This is a genomic window from Altererythrobacter rubellus (genome assembly GCF_030284385.1).
Lineage (GTDB): Bacteria > Pseudomonadota > Alphaproteobacteria > Sphingomonadales > Sphingomonadaceae > Erythrobacter > Erythrobacter rubellus.
Window position 1 is genome coordinate 1,641,796 of the sequence record NZ_CP127221.1, and the last position, 22,538, is coordinate 1,664,333.

Consider the following 22,538-nt stretch of genomic DNA (forward strand, 5'->3'; position numbering starts at 1 on the left):
CCATCCGCTAAGCTTGCGTAACGGGTCCGTCAACCTATCTGTGCAGGGTATTTTGCGCTATCGGCGCTTGCATACGAATCCATCCACAAGAAAGACAATCAAATGCCCGAAGCGAAACTGCGCGATGACATCAAGGCCGCCACGATCACTGCCATGAAGGCAGGTGAGAAGGATCGCACCGCCGCGCTTCGCCTGATCGCCGCCAAGATCAAGGATCGCGATATCGAAGCGCGTACCGGCAAGGCGCCGGATAATGACGACGATCTGGTCATCGAAGTGCTGCAGAAGATGGCCAAGCAGCGCAAGGAATCAATCCAGATGTACGACGATGGCGGGCGCAAGGAACTGGCGGATCAGGAACGCGCTGAACTGGCAGTGATCGAGGAATTTCTGCCCGCGATGATGGACGAGGCCGCTACCAAGGCCGCAATCGAAGCGGTGAAGGCCGACGTCGGCGCCGAATCGATCAAGGATATGGGCCGCGTCATGGGCGAGCTGAAGAAGCGCCACGGCGCCGAACTCGACATGGGGCTCGCCAGCGGAATGGTAAAAACCGCGCTTTCTTGAGATTGGCACAGGCTGGTCCACAGCCGACGCTTGAACATGGCGCGCATCCCGCGCATTGGTAACCTATGTCGATAACCCCGCAATGGAAGGATGAATTGCGCGCACGTGTGACGCTGTCTTCCGTCATCATGCGGACGACCAAGCTGCAACGTGCGGGGCGTGAGTGGAAGGCTTGCTGCCCGTTCCACAATGAGAAGACGCCCAGCTTCACGGTCAATGATCAGAAGGGTTTCTACCACTGCTTCGGCTGCGGCGCGCATGGCGATGTAATTTCATGGATGACCGACCAGCGTGGGCTGCCCTTTATTGACGCGATCAAGGAACTGGCTGCGCAGGCAGGTATGGAGGTTCCGGCCCCCGATCCTGTGGCCGCGAAACGCGCGGAGAAGCGGGCCGGCCTGGTCGATGTGACCGAAGCGGCACAGAAGTGGTTTGCCGCTAATCTGTATGGGCCGGACGGGGAGAGCGCTCGCGAATATCTGCGCTCAAGAGGTTTCAGCCGCCGCATCGTCGAAGAATTCGGCTTCGGCTATGCGCCAGACAGCAAAATCGCCCTGAAAAGCGCATTGTCCGACTTCGATGACGCAATGTTGGTCGAAAGCGGAATGCAGATCAGTGTTGAAGACAAAACACCCTATGACCGCTTTCGTGACCGGTTGATGCTGCCCATACAGGATCAACGCGGGCGCGTGATCGCATTCGGCGGGCGCATTCTTGAGTCGCGCGATGGCATGGCGAAGTACCTAAACTCGCCCGACACCCCGCTGTTCGACAAGGGCCGCACGCTTTACAATCTGCACCGCGCAGGGCCCGCTAGCCGCCAGACCAATCGTTTGGTCGTGGTTGAAGGCTATATGGATGTCATCGCGCTGGCCAATGCGGGCATTACCGATGCGGTGGCGCCGCTCGGCACCGCGCTCACGGAAAACCAGCTGACCTTGTTATGGCGCTTGGTCGATGCGCCAATTTTGTGTTTCGATGGCGACAATGCCGGGCGGCGTGCGGCGATGCGAGCGATCGGACGCGCTTTGCCCATGTTGCAACCTGGAAAGACATTGTCGATTGTGCGCCTGCCCGCCGGGCTCGATCCGGATGATCTGATCAAAAAACAAGGCGCGGGTGCGCTTGAAAAACTACTCGCGAGCCCGGCCAGCCTGCTCGACAACCTGTGGATTTTTGAGCGCGACGCGCAGGAACTCAGTACGCCAGAGGACAAGGCCGGCTTGAAAGCGCGTTTGCTGGAGCATGTCGATACGATCCAACATGCCGATATTCGCGCGCTTTACAAACGTGAATTGCTGGAGCGTTTTTCCGATTTCGCTTTTCCACCACGCCCTAAACGCGATTGGAAACCTGGCTCCCGCTCAACTTGGCAGCCCAGCCCCCGCCTTTCCAGTGATGCCGCCTCCAAGCTGCAACGCGCTCTGTCTGGCGGCGCGCGTGACGAGTTTACGCGCGCGGTTATCCATGGGCTTTTGCAGCATCCAAGCGAAATTGTCCGGCACACCGAAGCCTTGGGTAAACTCGCACAGAATGATGCAAAAATGACAGAAACTGTCGAAAGCTTGCTTGAACTGTCAGAAACGCTTGATTCGCACGGGCAAGTCGCCATATCAGGCGCAGAAGGCCTTCCTGCCCCACCGGATAACAAACGATACGCTTTCCTGCGAGAAAGCACCGACCCGGTAGATGCGCGCGAGGAATTGGCTGAAGCCGTTGCGTTACTGGTCGAGAGGCCGGCCCTCTTGTCTGCCCTCGAGGCTGCAAAGGCGCGGTTTGATGAAGACCCAGAAGGGGCGTTTGCAGAGCAGACGCGTTTGCGGGAACGGTTGGCTACACTGAATTTACGTCTGAAGGAATTTGGACGACGCAAGGCCGGGAAACCGGCCGGGACAGAAATTTCTCGCGAGGGCGCTGAATTCGAGCAGCTCTCCGACATGAACACGGACTGATTTGGACCTATGGCTTCACGGACAAAAAGCGCACCGAACAAAGATGACGACGCTCCGCTGATCGACCTCAACGAAGCTTCGATCAAGAAGCTGATGACCAAGGCAAAGAAGAAGGGCTACGTCACGCTGGACGAGCTGAACGAAGCTTTGCCAACGGATATGGATTCCGAAAAAATCGAGGACGTCCAGACCGCTTTGTCTGAAATGGGCGTGCAGATCGTCGAGAGTGACGAAGATGCTGAAGCTGAAGCCGAGCAGGAAGCCGAAGTGGCTGAAATGCAGGTCGATGAAGGCAAGAAAGACGCGAAGAAGCCTGCAGCGGCGGCGGCTGCCAAGAAGACGACAACCGGTGACCGAACCGACGATCCGGTGCGCATGTATCTGCGCGAAATGGGCGCAGTGGAATTGCTCAGCCGTGAAGGCGAAATCGCGATTGCGAAGCGCATTGAGGCTGGCCGTGACATGATGATCATGGGCCTTTGCCAAAGCCCGATCACGTTCCACGCGATCATTCAGTGGTCCGAAGCGCTCAACAATGAAGAAATGCAGCTGCGCGAGATCCTGGATCTCGACGCGATGCTATCCAAGGAACCGCCTGCAGAAAAGCTGCAAGACGGCGCCGAAGATGACGATGATGACGATATCTCGGAAGAGACCGCTGGCCCGACTATTCGCGACGATGATGATGTCGAAGACGAAGATGACGGCGAAGAAGGCGAAGACGGCGAAGGCAAGAAAAGCGACGACGATGAAGATGAAGACAACACCATGTCGCTCGCGCAGATGGAAGAAGCGCTAAAACCTGACGCAATCGAACGCTTCGCGCGCATCACGCAGACCTTCAAGAAGTTCGAAAAACTCCAGGCCGAGCGTGTCGAAACACTCGCTGCCGGCAATGAATTCCCGAAGGCCAAGGAAAACCGCTACGAGAAGCTTGGTGAAGAGCTGACCGGTGAAGTGGAAAGCATGCAGTTCCACGCCACCAAGATCGAATTCCTGGTGGATAATCTGTATGCATTCAACCGCCGCCTGACGGCGCTCGGCGGCCAAATGCTGCGGTTGGCCGAACGTCATAAAGTCAAACGCCTCGACTTCCTGAAAGCCTATGTCGGCAATGAGCTGGACGACGGCTGGCTCGAAGCCAACGCAAAGAAAGACAAGAAATGGGCGGCCTTCGCTGAAAAGGAAGCCGACGCAATTGATCGAATTCGCGCTGAAATCTCAGACATCGCCAGCCAGACCGGCATGTCGCTGACTGAACTCCGCCGAATCGTAAACATGGTACAGAAGGGCGAGCGTGAAGCGCGTATCGCCAAGAAGGAAATGGTTGAGGCCAACCTTCGCCTGGTGATCTCGATCGCCAAGAAATATACCAACCGCGGCCTGCAATTCCTTGACCTAATTCAGGAAGGGAACATCGGCCTGATGAAAGCGGTCGACAAGTTCGAATACCGCCGCGGCTACAAGTTCAGCACCTACGCGACTTGGTGGATCCGACAGGCGATCACGCGCTCGATTGCCGATCAGGCGCGCACTATCCGTATCCCGGTCCATATGATCGAGACGATCAACAAGCTTGTACGCACCTCGCGCCAATTCCTGCACGAGGAAGGCCGAGAGCCCACTCCTGAGGAAATGGCAGCACGCCTCTCCATGCCGCTGGAAAAGGTTCGCAAGGTGATGAAGATCGCCAAGGAACCGATTTCTCTTGAGACACCAATCGGTGACGAAGAAGATTCACATCTGGGCGATTTTATCGAAGACAAGAACGCAATTATCCCTGTGGATGCCGCGATTCAGGCGAACCTCAAGGAAACCGTCACTCGCGTGCTCGCATCGCTCACCCCGCGTGAGGAACGCGTGCTGCGCATGCGCTTCGGTATCGGCATGAACACCGATCACACGCTGGAAGAGGTAGGCCAGCAGTTCTCCGTGACTCGCGAACGTATCCGTCAGATCGAAGCGAAGGCGCTGCGCAAGCTAAAGCACCCAAGCCGCAGCCGGAAAATGCGTTCGTTCCTGGATCAGTAAGGTCGGTTTTCCCCATAAAGGCGCATTCCGCTCTCGCGTTCTAGCTTGAATTGCGATACCCATTGTGCGGTGCAGCATTTTGGGTTTCGAACCATGCCAACCATTGCCATCATCAGCCAAAAGGGCGGGTCGGGTAAGACCACCATCGCCCTGCACTTGGCCGCGAGCGATGCGCAGGCGAAGCAGCCAGCCTGCGTCATCGATACCGACCCGCAAGCCACCGCGGCAACGTGGGGCGACTGGCGCGGGGATTTCTACCCGTTTGTTGTCACCAGCCCCCCTGCCCGGCTCGCGAAGACCATCGAGCGTGCGCATAAGCAGGACGAAGTAGACGTGGTGGTCATCGACACGCCGCCACACGCCGAAGCTGCGATGCGCGAAGCAATCAAAGCCGCTGATCTGGTGCTGATCCCTTCGCGCCCACGTGCGTTTGACTTGCACGCCCTCGAAGCTGTGGCTGAAATGATCGAGTTCGCAGGCAAGCCCGCCTATGTCGTGCTTAACGCTGTGCCTGCAGGCGCGACCCGCCAGATCGCAAAAGCCAAAGAGACCGCAAAACAGTTTGGTCTCAAAACCTGCCCCGTGACCTTTGGCGAGCGCGCGGACTTCCTCCGATCCTCTGCCAAGGGCGAGGTCGCTTCAGAAATCGATGCGACCGGAAAAGCTGCTGCTGAAGCCAAAAAACTTTGGGCGTGGGCACGCAAGCAGGTAAGCTGATCACAGATCGCGGTAGAAAAGCCGGTATTCGGGGTAGAGAGAATCATCACCCTACCCTATGTGGTCAATATGCGTATCGCGATTGCATCTGACCACGCCGCCACCGAGCTCAAATCAGAGCTTGCAGAGTGGCTGATGGAAGCCGGGCACGAAGTTGCAGACCTTGGGCCCCATTCGACCGAAAGCGTCGACTACCCTGACTATGGCTACAAGCTGGCCGAAGTTGTGGCTGATGGCACAGCAGAGCGCGGAATTGCCTTGTGCGGCAGCGGGATCGGAATCTCAATTAGCGTCAATCGCAATCCTGCTGTGCGCTGCGCCCTGGTTTCAGAGCCCTTGTCGGCGGCCTTGTGCCGCGAGCATAATGACGCAAACTGCATTGCCATGGGCGCGCGGCTGATCGGGATCGAAATGGCCAAGGCCTGCGTTGCAACATTTCTAGACACCGAATTTGCCGGCGGGCGCCACCAGCGCCGTGTCGACAAATTGTCCAACCCGCCCTTTGACACCGACACGATTGAGCCTCTCCAATGAGCACAGCACCCTCTACCGATACCGATATCATGCGCCGTTTCTGGCATGACAACCTGGCTGAAGCCGACCCTGAAATCGCAGAGGCGGTTGGCAAGGAACTGAAACGCCAGCAAGACAAGATCGAGCTGATCGCGTCTGAAAATATTGCTTCAAAGGCCGTGCTCGAAGCAACCGGCAGCGTGTTCACCAACAAATATGCAGAAGGCTATCCCGGCAAGCGTTACTATGGCGGTTGCGACTATGCCGACGTGGTTGAAACACTCGCAATCGATCGCGCGAAAGAACTGTTCGGGTGCAACTTCGCCAATGTTCAACCCAATTCGGGCAGCCAGATGAATCAGGCCGTGTTCCTTGCGCTGCTGCAGCCTGGCGACACCTTCATGGGCCTAGACCTCAATTCGGGCGGTCACCTGACCCACGGCTCGCCCGTGAACATGAGCGGCAAGTGGTTCAATCCAGTCGCCTATGGCGTACGCAAGGAAGACGAGCGTATCGACATGGATGATGTCATGGCCATCGCGAAAGAGCATAAGCCTAAACTCATCATCGCAGGTGGCACGGCCTATTCGCGCGTTTGGGACTGGGAGGCTTTCCGCAAGGTGGCCGATGAAGTCGGTGCATATCTGATGGTTGATATGAGCCACATTTCGGGCCTGGTCGCTGGCGGTGCGCACCCCTCACCCTTCCCGCATGCTCACGTGGTCACCAGCACGACTCACAAGAGCCTGCGCGGTCCACGTTCAGGGATCATCCTGTGGAACGATGAAGAGCTGACAAAGCCGATCAATATGGCGGTTTTTCCCGGTATGCAGGGCGGCCCACTGATGCATGTTGTCGCAGCGAAAGCCGTTGCATTCCGCGAGGCATTGCGCCCCGACTTCAAGGCTTACGCCAGCGCCGTGGTAGAAAACGCTCGGGCTCTGGCGGCCAGCCTCGAGGAAAACGGTCTGCGCATCGTGTCGGGCGGGACGGACAACCATTCCATGCTGGTTGATCTGACTGCCAAGGATGTGACCGGCAAGGATGCCGAAAAGGGCCTCGACCGCGCGTGGCTCACCTGCAACAAGAACGGCATTCCCTACGATACGCGCAGCCCCTTTGTAACAAGTGGTATTCGCCTTGGCACGCCAGCGGGCACTACCCGCGGTTTTGGCCCCGCTGAATTCCGCAAGGTCGGCAAGCTGATCGCCGAAGTGGTCGACGGACTTGCCAAGAACGGTCCGGAAGGCGATGCTCAGGTCGAGGAAGCCGTGCGCGGTCGGGTATCGGAGCTGTGCGCAGCCTTTCCTGTCTACCCGGAGAGCTAAACCATGACTGACAAGAACCCTCAAGAAGGCAACATCTTCGAAGATGTGAAAGACGAAGTTGTCGGTATCGCCAAAGGGGGCGCGAAGCACCCTGGAACCAAGCCAGTTCTTACAGGCGCAACTGTCGGCGCAGTCGCAGGCGCGCTTCTGCCCGTCGTGACGTGGCCTGTTGGTTTGATCGCGGGTGTAGGCATCGCGATCTACAGCCGCGTCAAGAAATAGCGGGATAGCTTCGACAAATCATGCGCTGCCCATTTTGCGCCCACGATGACACGCAGGTTAAAGACAGCCGCCCGACCGAGGATAACACCTCGATCCGGCGGCGTCGGCAATGCTCAAGCTGCGGTGCGCGTTTCACGACATTCGAGCGCGTCCAGCTGCGCGAAGTCATCGTTGTCAAAAGCGGAGACCGGCGCGAGGCATTCGATCGCAGCAAGCTGGAGCAATCGGTTACACTCGCCTGCCGCAAACGTGGGGTAGAACAGGAACGTATCGATCAGCTTGTCTCTGGCATCCAGCGACAGGTTGAAACAGCGGGTGATCCCGAAGTTGCCTCCTCTCGCATCGGCGGCATGGTGATGGACGGACTACGCCAGATCGACAGCGTCGCCTATATCCGCTTTGCCAGTGTTTATCGCGACTTCTCAGAGGCCAAGGACTTCGAAGAATTTGCCAGCACTGTGCAGGAAGCCGCGATAGATGGGACAAAGTAACCAGCCCGTCTTTGTGCTGGTTCGCCCGCAACTGGGTGAGAATATCGGCAAGGCAGCGCGCGCCATGCTCAACTTCGGGCTGACCGAAATGCGTATTGTTGCGCCGCGCGATGGCTGGCCCAACCCCGATGCCGGCCCCTCAGCTGCTGGCGCGGATATCGTTCTTGAACGCGCAAGAGTCTACGAGACCACAGCCGAAGCTGTCGCGGATTGTGCCCACGTCTATGCCACGACTGTGCGCAAGCGCGGCGTTACCAAGCCGGTGGTCGGGCCGGACGAAGCAGGCAGCGCGATCCACGCCGAGATTGGAAAGAGCGCGATCCTGTTCGGGCCTGAACGTTCAGGTCTGGAAACAGAGGATGTGGCTCTTGCCAGAACGATCCTTACAGTTCCCATCAACCCGGAATTCGGCTCACTCAATCTCGCGCAAGCTGTGATCTTGTGTGCCTATGAATGGTCAAAGCAGGCCGATCTGGTTCAACCCACTGCGGAAGACGAAGCGCTTCCCCCCGCCCCTCAAGAGGAACTAGATGGCTTGATCGCACATCTGGAGCGCATGCTGGAACCAAAGGGCTATTTTCTGCCGGAAGCGCGGGCAGAAGCTACCCGACGGACCTTGCGGACAGTTCTGACCAAACCCGGTTGGGATTACTTGCAAGTGCGAACATTGCGCGGGGTGTTGTCATCGCTTGATCGTGGTGATCGCAAATAAAGCGGAACGCTCGAGGAAACAGAGCGTTCTTCTGTAGACATTCAGATGGGCGTGTAGTTAAAGTACGCGACCCCCCAACCCTCTCCATCCATAGGATTTTATTCATGTTTTCTACGATGCTAGCTCTTGCGCTGGTCGCACAAGCAGAACCTGCTCAGCCCGAAGTTCAAGAAGAAGAGCGCGCCGCCGAGCAAGCTCAAGAAGAAAAGGCCGAAGACAAACCGATTTGCCGCCGGATCAGCACCGGCATGGGTTCACGCAAGAAAGAGCGTGTATGCATGACGAGCAAGGAATGGCGCGAATTCAATCGCGGCAACTAAACGCAGTTCGTTTCTGGAACGCGACTTCGATCAATCACGCGTCGCGTCCCAGATTTCGAATTCATAGGCGATCGAGTTCTCGACCAGGAGATCCCAGATTGCCTCGATGCGATCACGAGGCATTCCTCTTGCTTCGGCTGCATCGCCTGCAGCGTTGATCACCGCAGCCTTGCGATCCTCGTCCCGTACGGTGTCACGCGATGGTTTTATCCGCGCGGCGGCACGCATGTAGTCAAACCTGCGCTCAAGCAACGCAATCAACTCTCTGTCAGTTGCATCTACGCCTGCCCGAACTTCGATCATGGAAGTACAGTCAGCAGCCATAACAATCGTATCAGTCATGGCCGCGCTCTTAGCCTCTGGCGCGCGTTTGTCGAGGGGGCATCTGATCTCCGATCCCCCTCTTGACGCGGTGCACAATCCTGCTATCTGCGCGCCTTCGCAAATTGGCTCCGCACCCCGGTGAAGCGGTAGCCGCGCTTGAAACTTTCTCAAACGCAGCGAGGCCGGGTTAAATGGTCGCCACAGGGGCGGCTCATGCAATTTGAAGGATAATCCATGACGAAGCGTACCAGCTCGAAGCATAAACTTGATCGCCGGATGGGCGAAAACATCTGGGGTCGTCCCAATTCCCCGGTGAACAAGCGTTCTTACGGCCCGGGCCAGCACGGTCAGCGCCGCAAGAGCAAGATGAGCGATTTCGGCTTGCAGCTGCGCGCCAAGCAGAAGCTTAAGGGCTATTACGGCGACGTAACCGAGAAGCAGTTCCGCTCTACTTACAAAGATGCAACCAAAATGAAGGGCGACACCGGTCAGAATCTGATCGGTTTACTTGAGCGCCGTCTCGACATGATCGTGTATCGCGCGAAGTTTGCACCAACCATCTTTGCCGCACGTCAGATCGTGTCGCATGGCCACATCTATGTGAACGGTGTGAAGTGCAACATTGCATCGCGTCGTTGTGATGTAGGCGATGTGATCAGCCTCGGCAGCAAGGCGAAGGAAATGGCGCTGGTTATCGAAGCCCAGAGCCTGCCAGAGCGTGACATTCCTGATTATGTTGCCCCTGACGGCAATGACAAGGTTCAGTTCACCCGCGTGCCGAAGCTGGACGAAGTGCCTTATCCGGTAACGATGGAACCGAACCTCGTGGTCGAGTTCTACTCGCGCTAATCCAAGAGATCAGCACGATATACAAACAGGGCGGCCTTTGCGGGCCGCCCTGTTTGTATTTGCCTAAATCCCTTTGCAGGGCCTATCCTCCGCGAAATGCGTATCCTGATCCTTGACGGGCACCCTGATGCCAACCGGCTTACGAGTCATCTTCTCGACTTGTATCAGGCAGGTTTAGCACACGGTGATGAAGTCGATCGGATTGCGGTGCGTGACCTGCAATTCGATCCGGTTTTGCATCATGGTTATGCCAAGCGAACCGGATGAGAGCCGGGCTTCCATCGTGTCGCTGCCTTGCTGGATGCTTGCGATCATTTGGTGGTCGCCTTCCCAATGTGGTGGGGGAGCGAACCAGCCCACCTTAAAGGCTTGCTTGATCGCGTCCTCTTACCCGGCCTAACCTTCGCCTATCATGATGACGACAACTGGTGGGACAAACTGATGGAAGGGCGCTCCGCCGATGTTATCGCAACTATGGACACCCCACCGCTGTTCTTGCGGTTGATGTATGGCAATGCGCTGATCAAGAGGTGGAAACTTCAGGTTCTGGGTTTCTGTGGATTCAAGCCAGTGCGTTTTCTCGCCCTCAGACCCGTAAAGCATGGCGAAGCGGACAAGCCTTTGCCGAAATGGCGCAAACGAATTGAGAATATGACGCGAACCGAAAGTCCCTCAGAGGCAGCCAAAAAGCGCGCAAGGCTGAAGAGCTTCTTGAACCGCTAAGCGGACAGGTAATCACGGCGGAAATCAGCAGCAAACGTTGCAAAGCGCTCTTCGGCAATCGCATCGCGCATGGCCTGCATCAACTGCTGATAGAAACTGAGATTGTGCTCAGTCACCAGCATAGCCCCCAGGATCTCACCCGATTTCTGCAGGTGATGCAGATAGGCGCGCGAGTACGTATTGCAGACATCGCAGGCGCATCTTTCATCAAGCGGGCCGGTGTCTTCTGCGTGTTTGGCGTTGCGTAGATTAAGCGGCCCGTGCCAGGTAAAGGCCTGACCATTGCGCCCTGATCGCGTAGGCAACACGCAATCGAACATATCTATCCCGCGTTCCACCGCGCCAACCAGATCATCGGGCTTGCCAACCCCCATTAGATAACGCGGTTTGTCTTGAGGTAGCTGGTCTGGGGCAAAGTCGAGCGTTGCGAACATTGCCTCTTGCCCCTCGCCCACTGCAAGCCCGCCGACTGCATAGCCATCAAAGCCGATCTCGGTTAGCTTGTCGGCGCTGATTTGGCGCAAATCTTCATCAAGCGCGCCCTGTTGGATACCGAACAAGGCTGATTTTGCGGCGTGTTCTCCGCCGCTATCAAAGCCATCCCGGCTGCGCTTTGCCCAACGCATCGACAGCTCCATGCTTTCTGCGATCACATCACGGGGCTGATCTGCACGCGGACATTCGTCAAACGCCATGACGATGTCGGACCCAAGCAAGCGCTGTATCTCCATCGATCTTTCTGGCGTGAGCATATGCTTGGAGCCATCGATATGGCTGCGGAACTCGACGCCTTGCTCGGTTAGCTTGCGCAGATCGGATAAGCTCATAACCTGATAGCCGCCACTATCTGTCAGGATCGGCCGCTGCCAGTTCATGAAGCTATGCAACCCGCCCAAGCGCGCAACACGCTCTGCACCGGGGCGCAGCATCAGGTGATAGGTATTGCCAAGGATAATGTCCGCGCCAATCTCTCGCACCATCTCCGGCTTCATCGCCTTCACCGTCGCGGCGGTCCCAACGGGCATGAAGGCAGGCGTGCGAATGTCGCCCCGCTGCATCTTGATACACCCGGTGCGGGCCTTGCCGTCCGTGGCGCTTATAGTGAATTTGAACCGTTCGCTCATGGCGCTACCCGCTAGCCGCCAGAGACAATCATGTCACTCAAAAGAAAAAGGCCGACGATGCAACTCACCGCCGGCCTGTTCCTGTTTCTCGATGATTAGAAAGAGAAAACGAATCCAGTGGTGCCACGGACCGTGTCGAACGAAACTGTGTCGACATTGAAACGCAGCTTTCCGCCAGCGAGCGGAATATCGATGCCAGCACCGACGATCAGATCACCATCGCTGGTGTCAACACCGTCCAGGTCGCCATCGTCGAGCTCAACATTCAGAATTTCTTCAACGTCGAGTTCGATTTCCTGGTAGCCACCACGCAGGTAGTATTTGGTGCCGCTTGAATCGACGATACCGAAGCGAGCCAGCGCGCCATATTCATAGTCGACTGCATCTGTGCCGAAGTGGAAGTTGCCTTCAACACCGGCGAACAGATCACCACCAATGGGGAAATCGACGCCCGCAACCACACCGAAAATCGGGCTTGCATCGTCAATATCGAAACCCTCGGCTTCGTCGGAACCGATACCAAGATCATGGTAGCCAGCTGATACGCCGATGAATGTTTCGGTTTCGTTGGAATCCTGAGCCAGCGCAGCGGCTGGCGTCATCATAGCCGCTGCGAACAGCCCTGCTACAAACTGCTTTTTCATTCTTTTGTACTTTCATTCTTCACCGCTCAGGGGGCGAGCGGCGCAGCCCATATCGTTCCCAAGCCCGAGGCCAACAAGGCAACTTAAAGTCGCATTTTACTGTTTATATTCGATAATCTGAGGGTGTTGTAATACGGTAACACACAGCGCGTTCTGGTTAGGCTCTCAGGCGCCATCCGGTCTTGAAGATGAAAGCAATTATCGCTGTACAGGCTGCCAAAAATCCCAGCGTGATACCCAGAGACAGGCCAAAGCCTACGTCTCCACTGCCATAGAATGTCCAACGCAGCCCGCTGACCAGATAAACGATCGGATTGGCGAGCGCTATCTTGCCCCACGGCTCTGGCAACATGTCGATCGAATAAAACGTGCCACCGAGGAAGGTCAGAGGGGTTAAGAACAACATCGGAATAATGCCAAGCTTCTCGAAATTGTCCGCCCATACGCCAAGGATGAAGCCGAAGAGTGAAAAGCTTGCAGCGACCAGCATGATATAAATCACCGCCAGGATCGGGTGCGCGATGGTGTAATCGACAAACAGGTTTGCGGTAATCAGGATAATGCTGGCCAGGATCAGGCTTTTCGCGGCTGCCGCGCCGACAAAACCAATTAGTGTCTCCGCGACGCCAACGGGCGCAGAAAGCAATTCGTAGATGGTTCCCGTAAACCGCGGCATGTAAATGCCGAAACTAGCGTTCGAAGTCGTCTCACCCAGCAAGGTAAGCATCAACAGTCCAGGGATAATGAACGCGCCATATTGCACACCATCAATCGGTTCCATCCGGCTGCCGATCGCCGATCCAAACACAATGAAATACAGCGATGTCGTCAGGACTGGCGCAAGGATCGACTGGAACGCAGTGCGAAAAGCGCGGGTGACCTCACGTTTGAAGATCGACCATGCGCCGCGAAAATTGAACCCCATCATGCCAGTTCCTCTTCGCCAAGCAGTGATACGAAGATATCTTCAAGCGAACTCTCGTGCACATCGATGCCGGTGTAGTCGATGCCAGCTGCGGTCAGTGCCTTTGTCAGTTCAGCAACCTCGGACTTGCCCTTGCCTGTGCCATCGCCGCCGCGATAACACAGCGAACGTCCACCTTGCTCGATCTCGACAGGAAAGTGAGCGAGTGCTTTCGGCAACTCGGCAAGAGGTGAAGCCAGCTCGATATGTGCTTCAGTCCGGCCCAAACGCTGCATCATGGCAGCCTTGTCGTCGACCATCAGCAAGCGTCCCTGATTGATAATCCCGACACGGTCCGCCATTTCTTCGGCCTCTTCGATGTAATGGGTGGTCAGGATGATTGTAACACCGCGTTCGCGCATGGTGCCGATCAGCTCCCACATGCCTTTGCGCAACTCGACGTCTACCCCAGCGGTGGGTTCGTCGAGGAAAAGCAAGTCAGGTTCATGGGCCAGCGCCTTCGCGATCAGCACACGTCGTTTCATGCCGCCTGAGAGCGCCATGATCCTTTCGCCGCGCTTGTCCCAAAGGCTAAGCGCGCGCAGTATCTCTTCAATCCTGCCAGGATCGGGTGGATAGCCGAAAAGGCCGCGTGAATAGCTGACCGCGTCAATCACCGGTTCGAACATGTCTGTAGAGAGTTCTTGCGGCACCAAGCCTATCCGCGCTCTGGCATGCCGCCAGTTCCTGGCAAGATCATGCCCGAACGCGCGTATCGTGCCAGAAGTTGGTCGGACCAGACCGCAAACCGCACCGATCAATGTAGTCTTGCCGGCTCCGTTAGGCCCAAGCAGCGCGAATATCTCACCCTGCCGGATCTCCAGATCAACACTGTCCAGCGCTTTGAGACCACTGGGATAGACTTTGCTGAGGCCATGCAGCTCAAGGATCGGTTCGTTCATTGCAACCGATTAGGGCAGCAATAATGATGAGTCACCATACGAATAGAACCTGTAGCCATGCAAAATTGCATGCTCATAAGCTTCCATCATGCGTTCGCGACCGATGAGCGCGCTGACAAGCATCATCAGTGTGGATTTGGGCAGATGGAAGTTTGTCATCAACCCGTCGACACCCTTGAAGCGGTATCCCGGCGTGATGAAAATATCGGTGTCACCTTCAAACGGGGCAATGGTTCGATCTTCGCGGGCCGCGCTTTCCAGCAGCCTCAGTGAGGTTGTCCCAACTGCAATAATCCGCCCTCCTGCAGCGCGCGTTGCGTTGAGGCGCTCAGCAACTTGAGGCGTAATCCGCCCCCATTCCGAATGCATCTGATGGTCGTCGGTGTCATCGGCCTTAACCGGCAGGAATGTGCCCGCACCGACATGCAGGGTCAGCGTTTCGTGCTGGATACCGGCTGCGTCCAATTCTGAAACCAGGCGTTCTGTGAAATGCAAGGAAGCCGTTGGTGCAGCAACTGCGCCATCCTCTTGCGCAAACATCGACTGGTAATCTTCATAATCCTGCGCGTCGATCTGGCGCTTGCCCGCGATATAGGGCGGCAATGGCATTGTGCCTGCACGGTCAAGCAACACTTCGACGGGTTCATCACCCTCGAAAAACAGTGTGAAGCTGCCGTCCGAATTTCGCTTCTCTGCAGTGGCGGTCACGCCGCCGCCGAAAACAATCTGATCGCCTTCCTTCAGACGCTTCGCATTACGAATGAACGCGATCCATCGGCGCAGATCCTCACGCTTGTGCAAAGTCGCTCCGATCCTGGCCACTCCGCCTGCACGACGGCCTTCTAACTGCGCGGGAATGACACGGGTGTCGTTGAACACCAGTACATCGCCCCGTTTGAGAAGCCTCGGCAGGTCCCGCACACCCAAGTCTTCAAATGCGCCCTCGCCCGGAACATAGAGCATGCGCGCCGCATCACGTGGGCGCACGGGACGCAGCGCGATCAGTTCTTGCGGGAGCTCGAAGTCAAATAGATCAACACGCATGATTGGCGCGCCTTAAGGTGCACCAATCGCAATGGAAAGAGAGATTAGCTTAGCGGCGCGCTGAGAAGATCAGCAGTGATCTCTTCTTCAACCGGCGCCTCGGGCTGCGGGAACAGCTGCGGCTTATTGTCCGAAGCAATGCTGGCCTGAAGAATGCGCGTAGGATTGGCAGGCGGTTCGCCGCGAGTGATCGTATCCACCCCGTCCATATTCGAAATCACGCGGCCAAAGTTGGTGTAACGTTTGTCTAGGCTGAAACGAGGATAGAATACAATGAAGAACTGGCTGTTCGCGCTGTTCTCATCTGTCGCGCGGGCCATCGAAACAGTTCCGCGAATGTGCGGGCGCGGATTAAATTCTTCCTCAAGGTCAGGCATCGCAGAGCCGCCTTGCCCAGTGCCGGTGGGATCGCCGCCCTGCGCCATAAAGCCGTCGATGACACGGTGAAAGATCACACCATCGTAGAACCCGGTACGGGTCAGTGTCTTTACACGCTCGACATGGTTGGGCGCCCAACCCGGCATCAGGCGGATTGCAACACGCTCACCATTGGATAGATCGAGCAGCCAAACATTGTCAGGGTCCGCTGTCACATCGTAATTGATCGAATATTGAACCGCGGAAGCCGGCGCCTGTTCAACGGCCTCAGTCTCAGCGTCTTGTGCAGGCGCCGCGGCCGGAAGGCCAAGCAAGGCCGCTGAAATAGAGGCTGCGAGTATTTTCTTCATCATGTTCAAGGTCACGCGATCTTAATGTCCTGATTTTCTGACATGCGATCTAGCGGCAAGCATCTGTCGCCGCAATGAATGATCGCCCCACTCTACACAGAGCGCTGTTTTGGAACCCGCGCTATCACGTCTTCGCGCACGGAAGCGGTCACGAACTTGGATATTTCTCCGCCGTAGATCGCAACCTCTTTGACCAGCCTGCTCGCAATATGCTGCAAAGAGATATCTGCCATCAGGAACACTGTCTCGACGTCATGATTAAGTTGGCGGTTCATGCCGGTGAGTTGATATTCGTATTCGAAGTCTGTGACACCCCGAATGCCGCGAATGACCGTGCCCGCGCCCATTTCATCGGCAAAATCGACCAACAGAGAGTCAAACCCGACTACCCGGATGCTGCCATCACCGATCCCCGCAACCTCGCGCTTTACCATCGCGATTCGTTCATCATCGGAAAACATGGGTGATTTGGCGGCGTTTGTCGTCACACCGATGATCAGCTCATCAACCAGCTTCGCGCCACGTTCAATGATGTCCATATGGCCCAGGGTGATCGGGTCAAATGTGCCCGGATAGATACCTATGCGTTTCTTCACCTGTCCCTCTCCACAATGTAACGCGCGACTGCAGCCAGCATCTTGGCATCATCGCCGTGCACTGACAAATGACCGATCGCCTGATCGACCAGCGCGCGCGCCTGTTCCCGAGCCTTGTCCACGCCCATCAGTGTCACGAAAGTCTGCTTGCCTTGGCGCTCATCCTTGCGCAGAGCCTTTCCGGCTATCTCGGCATCGCCTTCCACATCGAGCAGATCATCTGCAATTTGGAAAGCGAGCCCGATGTCGCGCGCATAGGCGCGCAGGTGCCCCCTTCCCTCAGGCTGAACATGGCCCAGGATCGCTCCCATTTCGACAGAAGCGGCCAGCAATGCGCCAGTTTTCAGTTGCTGCAAGCGCGTGATTGTGTGGAGATCATAGTCTTCACCCTCGGCCATCATATCCATCATCTGGCCGCCAGCCATACCGTCCTTGCCGCTAGCGGTACCGAGTGTCAGGATCAGTTCGGATCGGGTGAACGGATCTTCACTGGTGTCCGTGTCCGCAAGAATTTCAAACGCGAGCGCATGCAATGAATCACCTGCCAGAACCGCAGTTGCCTCATCGAACTCCACATGAACCGTAGGCTTCCCGTGGCGCAGCGAGTCATCATCCATACACGGCAAGTCATCGTGGATCAGGGAGTAGACATGGATCGCTTCCACTGCACAGGCAGCGCGCAATGCAGCATCCCGGTTCACACCGAACATTTCGGCTGTGCTAACCAACAGCAGCGGGCGAACACGCTTGCCGCCGCCAATCGCTGCGTAGCGCATAGCCTCTACCAGACGCGCCCGGCTGTCCTGCGGCACCGGCAAAATCGCGTCAAAAACGCTGTCCACTTCGCGTTGAACCCGCGCGAGACCTTCTTTCAACAGACTGTGTTCCATCCCCAAAGACACCGACCTATCCGTCGGTATCGAATTGGACAGTCGAACTGGCCGCACCGTTGGCGTCTGTCACGATCTTCTCAATGCGTGCCTGCGCATCATCAAGCCGGGCTTGGCACAGCTTTCGCAACTTCTCACCGCGTTCATAAAGCGTAATTGATTGATCGAGCGGAACGCTGCCGCTTTCCAGCTGCTGGACCACTTCTTCCAGTGCAATCAATGCCTGCTCGAAACTCAATTGGCTAAAGTCTTTCTCTGACACGTCTTTTCTGATCCCCTGACTGGCAAGAAGCATTGACCGCCCTCATGCCGACGGTCAAGCTGCGATGCAATAGAATGGGAGTCGTGAATGACAAAGTGGGTAATAGCCTACATCTCCGCCGCCATCGTGTTCGGCGTTATGGATGCAATATGGCTTCGATGGGCGGGCCCGAATTTGTATGAGCCCGTGATTGGCGAGATCATGGCGGAAAACTTCCGTATTGCGCCTGCGGCTGCATTCTATCTCGTTTACCTCGCCGGAATGTGCTGGTTCGCGATCAAGCCCGGGCTTGAAAGCGGGCAAGTGTCTACTGCGCTGCTCAATGGCGCGATACTCGGCGCGGTTTGCTACGCCACTTTTGACCTGACAAGCCAGGCTGTGTTCAAGGTTTGGGCGACACACATCAGCGTCGCGGATATCTTGTGGGGGACATTTGTAACCGGAACCTCGGCGGCGATTGCCACCTGGGTCACTCTCAAGTTCTCTGGTTAAGCGAATGTTTATAGGCCACTTTGCTCCTGCCTTTGCCGCTGCAGCGGTCAGCCCCCGTTCGCCGAAACTGGGCACGCTCTTCATCGCCGCCCAGCTGGTCGATTGGGCATTCTTTTGCTTCGCGATAATCGGCATCGAAGCGATGCGAATTGATCCAACGGCCACGGCAATGGTCCCGTATGATCTATATCATATGCCCTACACGCACAGTCTGCTGGGGACTGGTGTATGGGCCGTCATATTCGGACTGCTTGTCTTTGCCATAATGCGCGAAGCTGTAGCAGGCATCCTGGCCGGTCTGGTCGTTCTGTCACATTGGGTGCTCGATTTTCTGACACACAGACCCGACCTGACGCTGGCAGGTGGCGATTCACTTTATGGGCTGGGCCTGTGGAATCTGCCTTTTGTCGCTATTCCACTCGAACTCGCCATCACGCTGGGTGCCTTTTATTGGTTTGTGAAGCGCACAAGGGGACCAGTTGGTCCACCATTGGTCTTGCTTGCTTTGCTGCTGGTTATGCAGGCTGTGAACTGGTTCGGCCCACATCCAGAGGAGGCCGGCCTTGGCCTGTATATTCAGGCGTTGGTGGCCTTTGCCGTGCTGACATTGCTCGCGCGTTGGGTCGGGGACAATCGCAAGCACAAGCGCGCACGGGGCTAGCGCAAATATTACCTCAACGCTAAGGGCGCTGGCATGGCTACTACTGCATCTGAAATCACCCCAGACGTCGTCGAACAGCACGGCCTTTCTCCGGAAGAATACGAGCGTGTTCTCCATGCGCTTGGGCGCGAACCCAATCTGGTTGAGCTAGGCATATTTTCTGTCATGTGGTCAGAGCATTGCTCTTACAAAAGCTCGCGCTTGCACCTGAAGAAACTGCCGACCGAGGCGCCTTGGGTAATCTGTGGTCCGGGCGAGAACGCTGGCGTTATTGATATTGGCGATGGTCAGGCGGCGATCTTCAAGATGGAAAGTCACAACCACCCCAGTTACATCGAGCCATATCAGGGTGCAGCGACAGGCGTCGGCGGCATCCTGCGCGATGTATTCACCATGGGCGCGCGCCCGGTTGCAAACGCCAACGCGCTGCGATTTGGCCGCCCGGATCATCCCAAGATGCAGCATCTGGTCAAAGGCGTGGTCGCGGGCATCGGCGGCTATGGCAATTGCGTGGGCGTGCCTACGGTTTGCGGCGAGACCAATTTCCACCCCGCTTACGATGGCAATATCCTGGTCAACGCGATGACCGTTGGCGTCGCGGACGCAGACAAGATTTTCTATTCGGCTGCGACCGGGGTTGGCAATCCGATCGTCTATGTCGGCTCAAAGACCGGCCGCGATGGCATTCACGGTGCAACCATGGCGAGCGCGGATTTCGAAGAAGACGCAGATGCCAAGCGCCCTACTGTGCAAGTGGGTGACCCGTTCACGGAGAAGCTGCTGATCGAGGCCTGCCTCGAACTGATGGCGACAGATGCGATCGTCGCGATTCAGGACATGGGCGCAGCGGGCCTCACCTCTTCCAGCGTCGAAATGGCGACCAATGGCAAGGCGGGCATCCGGCTCGACATGGACAAGGTGCCATGCCGCGAGGAAGGCATGACGCCATATGAAATGATGCTGAGCGAGAGCCAGGAGCGGATGCTCATGGTGCTGAAGCCTGGCAAGGAAGCCATGGCAGAAGCGATCTTCAAGAAGTGGGAACTTGATTTCGCGGTGATCGGCGAAGTCACCGATACGCGCCACATGGTGCTAGAATTTGGCGGTGAAGTCGTTTGCGACATCCCGCTTGGGCCGCTGGCTGCCGATGCCCCCGAGTATGACCGTCCTTACCTCTCTAAAGAGAAATACACCGCGTGGGCGTCAATCACGCCCATGCACGACGCGCCCGATAGCGCCGATCCGGGTGCAGACTTGCTCAAAATGATGGCCAGCCCGCAACTGGCCTCTCGCGCCTGGATTGCCGAGCAATATGACAGCCAGGTGATGGGTGACACCATTCAGACTGGCGGTGATGCGGGTGTGGTGCGGGTGCACGGCACGAAGAAGGCGCTTGCGATCAGCACCGATTGCACGCCGCGCTATGTTTATGCCGATCCTTATGAGGGCGGAAAACAAGCGATAGCAGAGGCCTATCGCAATTTGTGTGCGGTCGGTGCGCGTCCGCTCGCGGTGACCAACTGCCTCAATTTTGGCAACCCGCAGCGGCCCGAAATCATGGCACAATTCGTTCACGCACTCGAAGGCATGGGCGATGCCTGCCGCATGCTCGATTTCCCGATCGTTTCCGGCAATGTCAGCCTCTATAATGAGAGCAAGGCGACAGGCGGCGGCTCAGCGATCCTGCCCACCCCTGCCATCGGCGGCGTCGGCATTATCGATGATTACGATCACATGATGACAATGGGCTTCAAGAATGAGGGTGACACGCTCTATCTGGTCGGCCCTGAATTCTGGGCCAAGCCAGACCCGACACGTTCGCACCTTGGCAAATCACTCTGGCTGCAAATCGTCCATGGCCGTGATGAAGGGCGCACTCCGCCGACAGATCTTGTGGTTGAACGCAATGCGGGCAAGATCATTCACGAGCTGATCGAGGATGGCCTGGTCAACGCAGTGCATGATCTGTCTGATGGCGGATTGGCCGTAGGCTTGGCTGAAATGGCACTGGCGAGCGGACTGGGCGCAGATGTCGAAGCGCATCCGGATTATAGCGCCGCGCAGTGGTGGTTTGGCGAAGATCAGGGGCGCTATATTATCTCGGTTCCTAACACCGAAGCGCTCAATCATGCGCTTGCCAAAGGCACGGAGAATGCAGAAACCGCGCAGATCGGTTTCCGTCGCATCGGCACCGTTGGCGGTGACAACCTGCTTGGAATCTCTCTTGCCGATCTTCGTGAGGCGCATCAAAGCTTCTTCCGCGACTGGATGGAGGCATAGAGCTCTTCCAGGCAATTCTGCACTATGGCGGTCATTGGCTAGCGCCGTTTGTGATCTCGGCAGTTATCTGGCGCAGGAAATGGATCCGCGCAGGGTTTGTGATTGCCGCTGGAAATCTGATCGACCTGGATCATCTCATGGCCGATCCGATTTTCGATCCCAACCGATGCAGTATCGGGTTTCATTTGCTGCATGGCTGGGAAGCCGCAGTCATCTACCTGCTCATGCTGGGGGTGCCCAAATGGTGGGTTCGCGCTTTTGCTTTGGGCACTTTGTGGCATTTGACGGTCGACTATGGCGACTGCGTGATGATGCAGGCCTCTTAAGCCGCCAATACCTCTGGCATGATCATGTCTTCGTCTTGCAACCCTTCTTCGAACAGCTGCGCGATACATTGGCGATAGATCAGCGGCTCACCGATATTCAGGCGTTTGCGCGCTTCATCGATGTCCTCTCGCATAAGGGCCTCGATGTCCTGATGCGCGATCTTGGCCGCAGCCCTGCCTAGCTTGCGACCTTCGCGCAGAGCGTCAAAGATTGGCGCCTTGGTCGGCACTTCCTTCAATCGGTTGCGCGTTCCCGCATAGGCAATGAAAAGAATGCCCAGATTGTGGTTCTGCTCGTAACTAAAGCCCAGCAGGCACGCCTCACCTAGCCCGTCGCGATTGTATGTAGTCAGCACGTGAAAGAGATCATGCGTGTCACGCAGCCGTTCGAAATACCATTCGGTCTGATCCTGATGGCGTTTCTCGGCGGGTTGCCACTTGTGACTTTCAGCCACAAGCCCGGCTGCTGACAGACCTTCGCGCTTCATGAAGCGGATATAGTGCTGCGCCACGGTGTTGGGCCCGCAATCTGCCCAGCGTTCGTGATCGTCGAGCATGGCCGGAATGTTCACTTCCTCGCGCATCATGCGTTGGCCTTCGGGTGAGCGAATAAAGTCCCAACCCTGCTTGTGACCTTTGCGCCCCTTGAGCGCCTCTATGATATGAAAAACCTGCTCGGTGTCTTCCTTGTCCGCAACAAGTTTGCGGAAGTGCTTCCACACCTTGAAAGGCCTGAAACCGGTGGTCTTGCGACCTGGTGCAACCAAAGGACGATCAATAACAGCCATTGCAAGCTCCCGAGTAGCTGGTCGCAACTTACATCATTGTAAATTCGCTGTCCACGCCCTCGGCGGTGTAACGACTTTCGTTCCGAGC

The 22,538-nt window shown here is 56.7% G+C and carries 28 protein-coding genes; 16 read left to right on the forward strand and 12 right to left on the reverse strand.

The annotated features are described in order from the left end of the window. Positions 1-102: 102 nt before the first annotated feature. The 10 genes from QQX03_RS08200 to QQX03_RS08245 all read left to right on the forward strand — a co-directional run bounded on the left by QQX03_RS08200 (position 103) and on the right by QQX03_RS08245 (position 8,853). The gene (locus QQX03_RS08200; protein ID WP_285975268.1) at positions 103-567 is read left to right on the forward strand and encodes a GatB/YqeY domain-containing protein; all 465 of its coding nucleotides are present in this window, start codon (positions 103-105) and stop codon (positions 565-567) included. 65 nt (positions 568-632) lie between these two features. After that, positions 633-2,519: a DNA primase gene (dnaG, locus tag QQX03_RS08205; protein ID WP_285975269.1), complete on the forward strand. Its 1,887-nt coding sequence runs from the start codon at positions 633-635 to the stop codon at positions 2,517-2,519. A 9-nt stretch (positions 2,520-2,528) separates the two neighbouring features. Continuing rightward, positions 2,529-4,550: an RNA polymerase sigma factor RpoD gene (gene rpoD / locus QQX03_RS08210; RefSeq protein ID WP_285975270.1), complete on the forward strand. Its 2,022-nt coding sequence runs from the start codon at positions 2,529-2,531 to the stop codon at positions 4,548-4,550. Positions 4,551-4,643: 93 nt separating this feature from the next. Next, the gene (locus QQX03_RS08215; RefSeq protein WP_285975271.1) at positions 4,644-5,267 is read left to right on the forward strand and encodes a ParA family protein; all 624 of its coding nucleotides are present in this window, start codon (positions 4,644-4,646) and stop codon (positions 5,265-5,267) included. Positions 5,268-5,336: 69 nt separating this feature from the next. Then, positions 5,337-5,801, forward strand: coding sequence for a ribose 5-phosphate isomerase B (rpiB, locus tag QQX03_RS08220; protein WP_285975272.1), 465 nt, complete (start codon positions 5,337-5,339; stop codon positions 5,799-5,801). Further along, positions 5,798-7,108 carry a serine hydroxymethyltransferase gene (glyA, locus tag QQX03_RS08225; protein ID WP_285975273.1) on the forward strand — a complete coding sequence of 437 codons (1,311 nt, stop codon included), beginning with the start codon at positions 5,798-5,800 and terminating at the stop codon, positions 7,106-7,108. Before rpiB ends, glyA begins: the two co-directional genes overlap by 4 nt. 3 nt (positions 7,109-7,111) lie before the next feature. Next, a complete protein-coding gene (locus tag QQX03_RS08230; RefSeq protein WP_285975274.1) occupies positions 7,112-7,330 on the forward strand; it encodes a hypothetical protein in 219 nt (72 codons plus the stop codon). 20 nt (positions 7,331-7,350) lie between these two features. Further along, a complete protein-coding gene (nrdR, locus tag QQX03_RS08235) occupies positions 7,351-7,821 on the forward strand; it encodes a transcriptional regulator NrdR (RefSeq protein ID WP_285975275.1) in 471 nt (156 codons plus the stop codon). Beyond that, complete coding sequence (locus tag QQX03_RS08240; RefSeq protein WP_285975276.1) at positions 7,808-8,533, forward strand: RNA methyltransferase; 726 nt, start codon at positions 7,808-7,810, stop codon at positions 8,531-8,533. The genes nrdR and QQX03_RS08240 overlap by 14 nt, the downstream gene beginning before the upstream one ends. A 104-nt stretch (positions 8,534-8,637) precedes the next feature. Next, positions 8,638-8,853 (forward strand): hypothetical protein, encoded by a 216-nt coding sequence (locus QQX03_RS08245; RefSeq protein ID WP_285975277.1) that lies wholly within the window; start codon positions 8,638-8,640, stop codon positions 8,851-8,853. Positions 8,854-8,883: 30 nt separating this feature from the next. On the opposite strand, the gene QQX03_RS08250 is transcribed toward QQX03_RS08245, so the two are convergent. Continuing rightward, complete coding sequence (locus tag QQX03_RS08250; RefSeq protein ID WP_285975278.1) at positions 8,884-9,195, reverse strand: chorismate mutase; 312 nt, start codon at positions 9,193-9,195, stop codon at positions 8,884-8,886. A gap of 216 nt (positions 9,196-9,411) precedes the next feature. Here QQX03_RS08250 and rpsD point away from each other — a divergent pair, with 216 nt between their 5' ends. Next, complete coding sequence (gene rpsD / locus QQX03_RS08255; RefSeq protein ID WP_285975279.1) at positions 9,412-10,026, forward strand: 30S ribosomal protein S4; 615 nt, start codon at positions 9,412-9,414, stop codon at positions 10,024-10,026. Positions 10,027-10,200: 174 nt separating this feature from the next. Here the strand turns inward: rpsD and QQX03_RS11520 are convergent, their stop codons facing one another. Then, positions 10,201-10,341, reverse strand: a complete 141-nt coding sequence (locus QQX03_RS11520; RefSeq protein WP_349665834.1) for a hypothetical protein — start codon at positions 10,339-10,341, stop codon at positions 10,201-10,203. 18 nt (positions 10,342-10,359) lie between these two features. Here QQX03_RS11520 and QQX03_RS11525 point away from each other — a divergent pair, with 18 nt between their 5' ends. Continuing rightward, complete coding sequence (locus QQX03_RS11525; protein WP_349665835.1) at positions 10,360-10,749, forward strand: NAD(P)H-dependent oxidoreductase; 390 nt, start codon at positions 10,360-10,362, stop codon at positions 10,747-10,749. Here QQX03_RS11525 and tgt read toward each other — a convergent pair. The 9 genes from tgt to QQX03_RS08305 all read right to left on the reverse strand — a co-directional run bounded on the left by tgt (position 10,746) and on the right by QQX03_RS08305 (position 17,903). Continuing rightward, on the reverse strand, positions 10,746-11,873 hold the full coding sequence (gene tgt, locus QQX03_RS08265) for a tRNA guanosine(34) transglycosylase Tgt (protein ID WP_285975280.1): 1,128 nt from the start codon (positions 11,871-11,873) through the stop codon (positions 10,746-10,748). The two genes, QQX03_RS11525 and tgt, sit on opposite strands and share 4 nt — an antisense overlap. A gap of 95 nt (positions 11,874-11,968) precedes the next feature. Continuing rightward, positions 11,969-12,517 carry a hypothetical protein gene (locus tag QQX03_RS08270; protein ID WP_285975281.1) on the reverse strand — a complete coding sequence of 183 codons (549 nt, stop codon included), beginning with the start codon at positions 12,515-12,517 and terminating at the stop codon, positions 11,969-11,971. Between the two features lie 157 nt (positions 12,518-12,674). Then, positions 12,675-13,442 carry an ABC transporter permease gene (locus QQX03_RS08275; RefSeq protein ID WP_432762851.1) on the reverse strand — a complete coding sequence of 256 codons (768 nt, stop codon included), beginning with the start codon at positions 13,440-13,442 and terminating at the stop codon, positions 12,675-12,677. Beyond that, positions 13,442-14,383: an ABC transporter ATP-binding protein gene (locus tag QQX03_RS08280; protein WP_285975283.1), complete on the reverse strand. Its 942-nt coding sequence runs from the start codon at positions 14,381-14,383 to the stop codon at positions 13,442-13,444. Before QQX03_RS08280 ends, QQX03_RS08275 begins: the two co-directional genes overlap by 1 nt. 9 nt (positions 14,384-14,392) lie before the next feature. Then, a complete protein-coding gene (gene queA, locus QQX03_RS08285) occupies positions 14,393-15,427 on the reverse strand; it encodes a tRNA preQ1(34) S-adenosylmethionine ribosyltransferase-isomerase QueA (protein ID WP_285975284.1) in 1,035 nt (344 codons plus the stop codon). 44 nt (positions 15,428-15,471) lie between these two features. After that, positions 15,472-16,158 (reverse strand): peptidylprolyl isomerase, encoded by a 687-nt coding sequence (locus QQX03_RS08290; RefSeq protein ID WP_285976987.1) that lies wholly within the window; start codon positions 16,156-16,158, stop codon positions 15,472-15,474. 89 nt (positions 16,159-16,247) lie between these two features. After that, positions 16,248-16,751, reverse strand: coding sequence for a pantetheine-phosphate adenylyltransferase (gene coaD, locus QQX03_RS08295; protein ID WP_285975285.1), 504 nt, complete (start codon positions 16,749-16,751; stop codon positions 16,248-16,250). Then, complete coding sequence (locus QQX03_RS08300; RefSeq protein ID WP_285976988.1) at positions 16,748-17,641, reverse strand: polyprenyl synthetase family protein; 894 nt, start codon at positions 17,639-17,641, stop codon at positions 16,748-16,750. The genes coaD and QQX03_RS08300 overlap by 4 nt, the downstream gene beginning before the upstream one ends. Positions 17,642-17,657: 16 nt before the next feature. After that, positions 17,658-17,903, reverse strand: a complete 246-nt coding sequence (locus QQX03_RS08305; RefSeq protein WP_285975286.1) for an exodeoxyribonuclease VII small subunit — start codon at positions 17,901-17,903, stop codon at positions 17,658-17,660. A gap of 87 nt (positions 17,904-17,990) precedes the next feature. On the opposite strand from QQX03_RS08305, the gene QQX03_RS08310 reads away from it, so the two are divergent. The 4 genes from QQX03_RS08310 to QQX03_RS08325 are packed head-to-tail and all read left to right on the forward strand — an operon-like array spanning position 17,991 to position 21,662. Further along, complete coding sequence (locus QQX03_RS08310; protein WP_285975287.1) at positions 17,991-18,395, forward strand: DUF2177 family protein; 405 nt, start codon at positions 17,991-17,993, stop codon at positions 18,393-18,395. A gap of 4 nt (positions 18,396-18,399) precedes the next feature. Continuing rightward, on the forward strand, positions 18,400-19,056 hold the full coding sequence (locus QQX03_RS08315; RefSeq protein ID WP_285975288.1) for a metal-dependent hydrolase: 657 nt from the start codon (positions 18,400-18,402) through the stop codon (positions 19,054-19,056). A gap of 33 nt (positions 19,057-19,089) precedes the next feature. Further along, positions 19,090-21,336 (forward strand): phosphoribosylformylglycinamidine synthase subunit PurL, encoded by a 2,247-nt coding sequence (gene purL / locus QQX03_RS08320; RefSeq protein WP_285975289.1) that lies wholly within the window; start codon positions 19,090-19,092, stop codon positions 21,334-21,336. A 17-nt stretch (positions 21,337-21,353) separates the two neighbouring features. Continuing rightward, positions 21,354-21,662, forward strand: a complete 309-nt coding sequence (locus QQX03_RS08325) for a DUF6122 family protein (RefSeq protein ID WP_285976989.1) — start codon at positions 21,354-21,356, stop codon at positions 21,660-21,662. Here the strand turns inward: QQX03_RS08325 and QQX03_RS08330 are convergent. Further along, positions 21,659-22,450 carry a Coq4 family protein gene (locus QQX03_RS08330; protein WP_285975290.1) on the reverse strand — a complete coding sequence of 264 codons (792 nt, stop codon included), beginning with the start codon at positions 22,448-22,450 and terminating at the stop codon, positions 21,659-21,661. The genes QQX03_RS08325 and QQX03_RS08330 overlap by 4 nt on opposite strands. Positions 22,451-22,538: the final 88 nt, after the last annotated feature.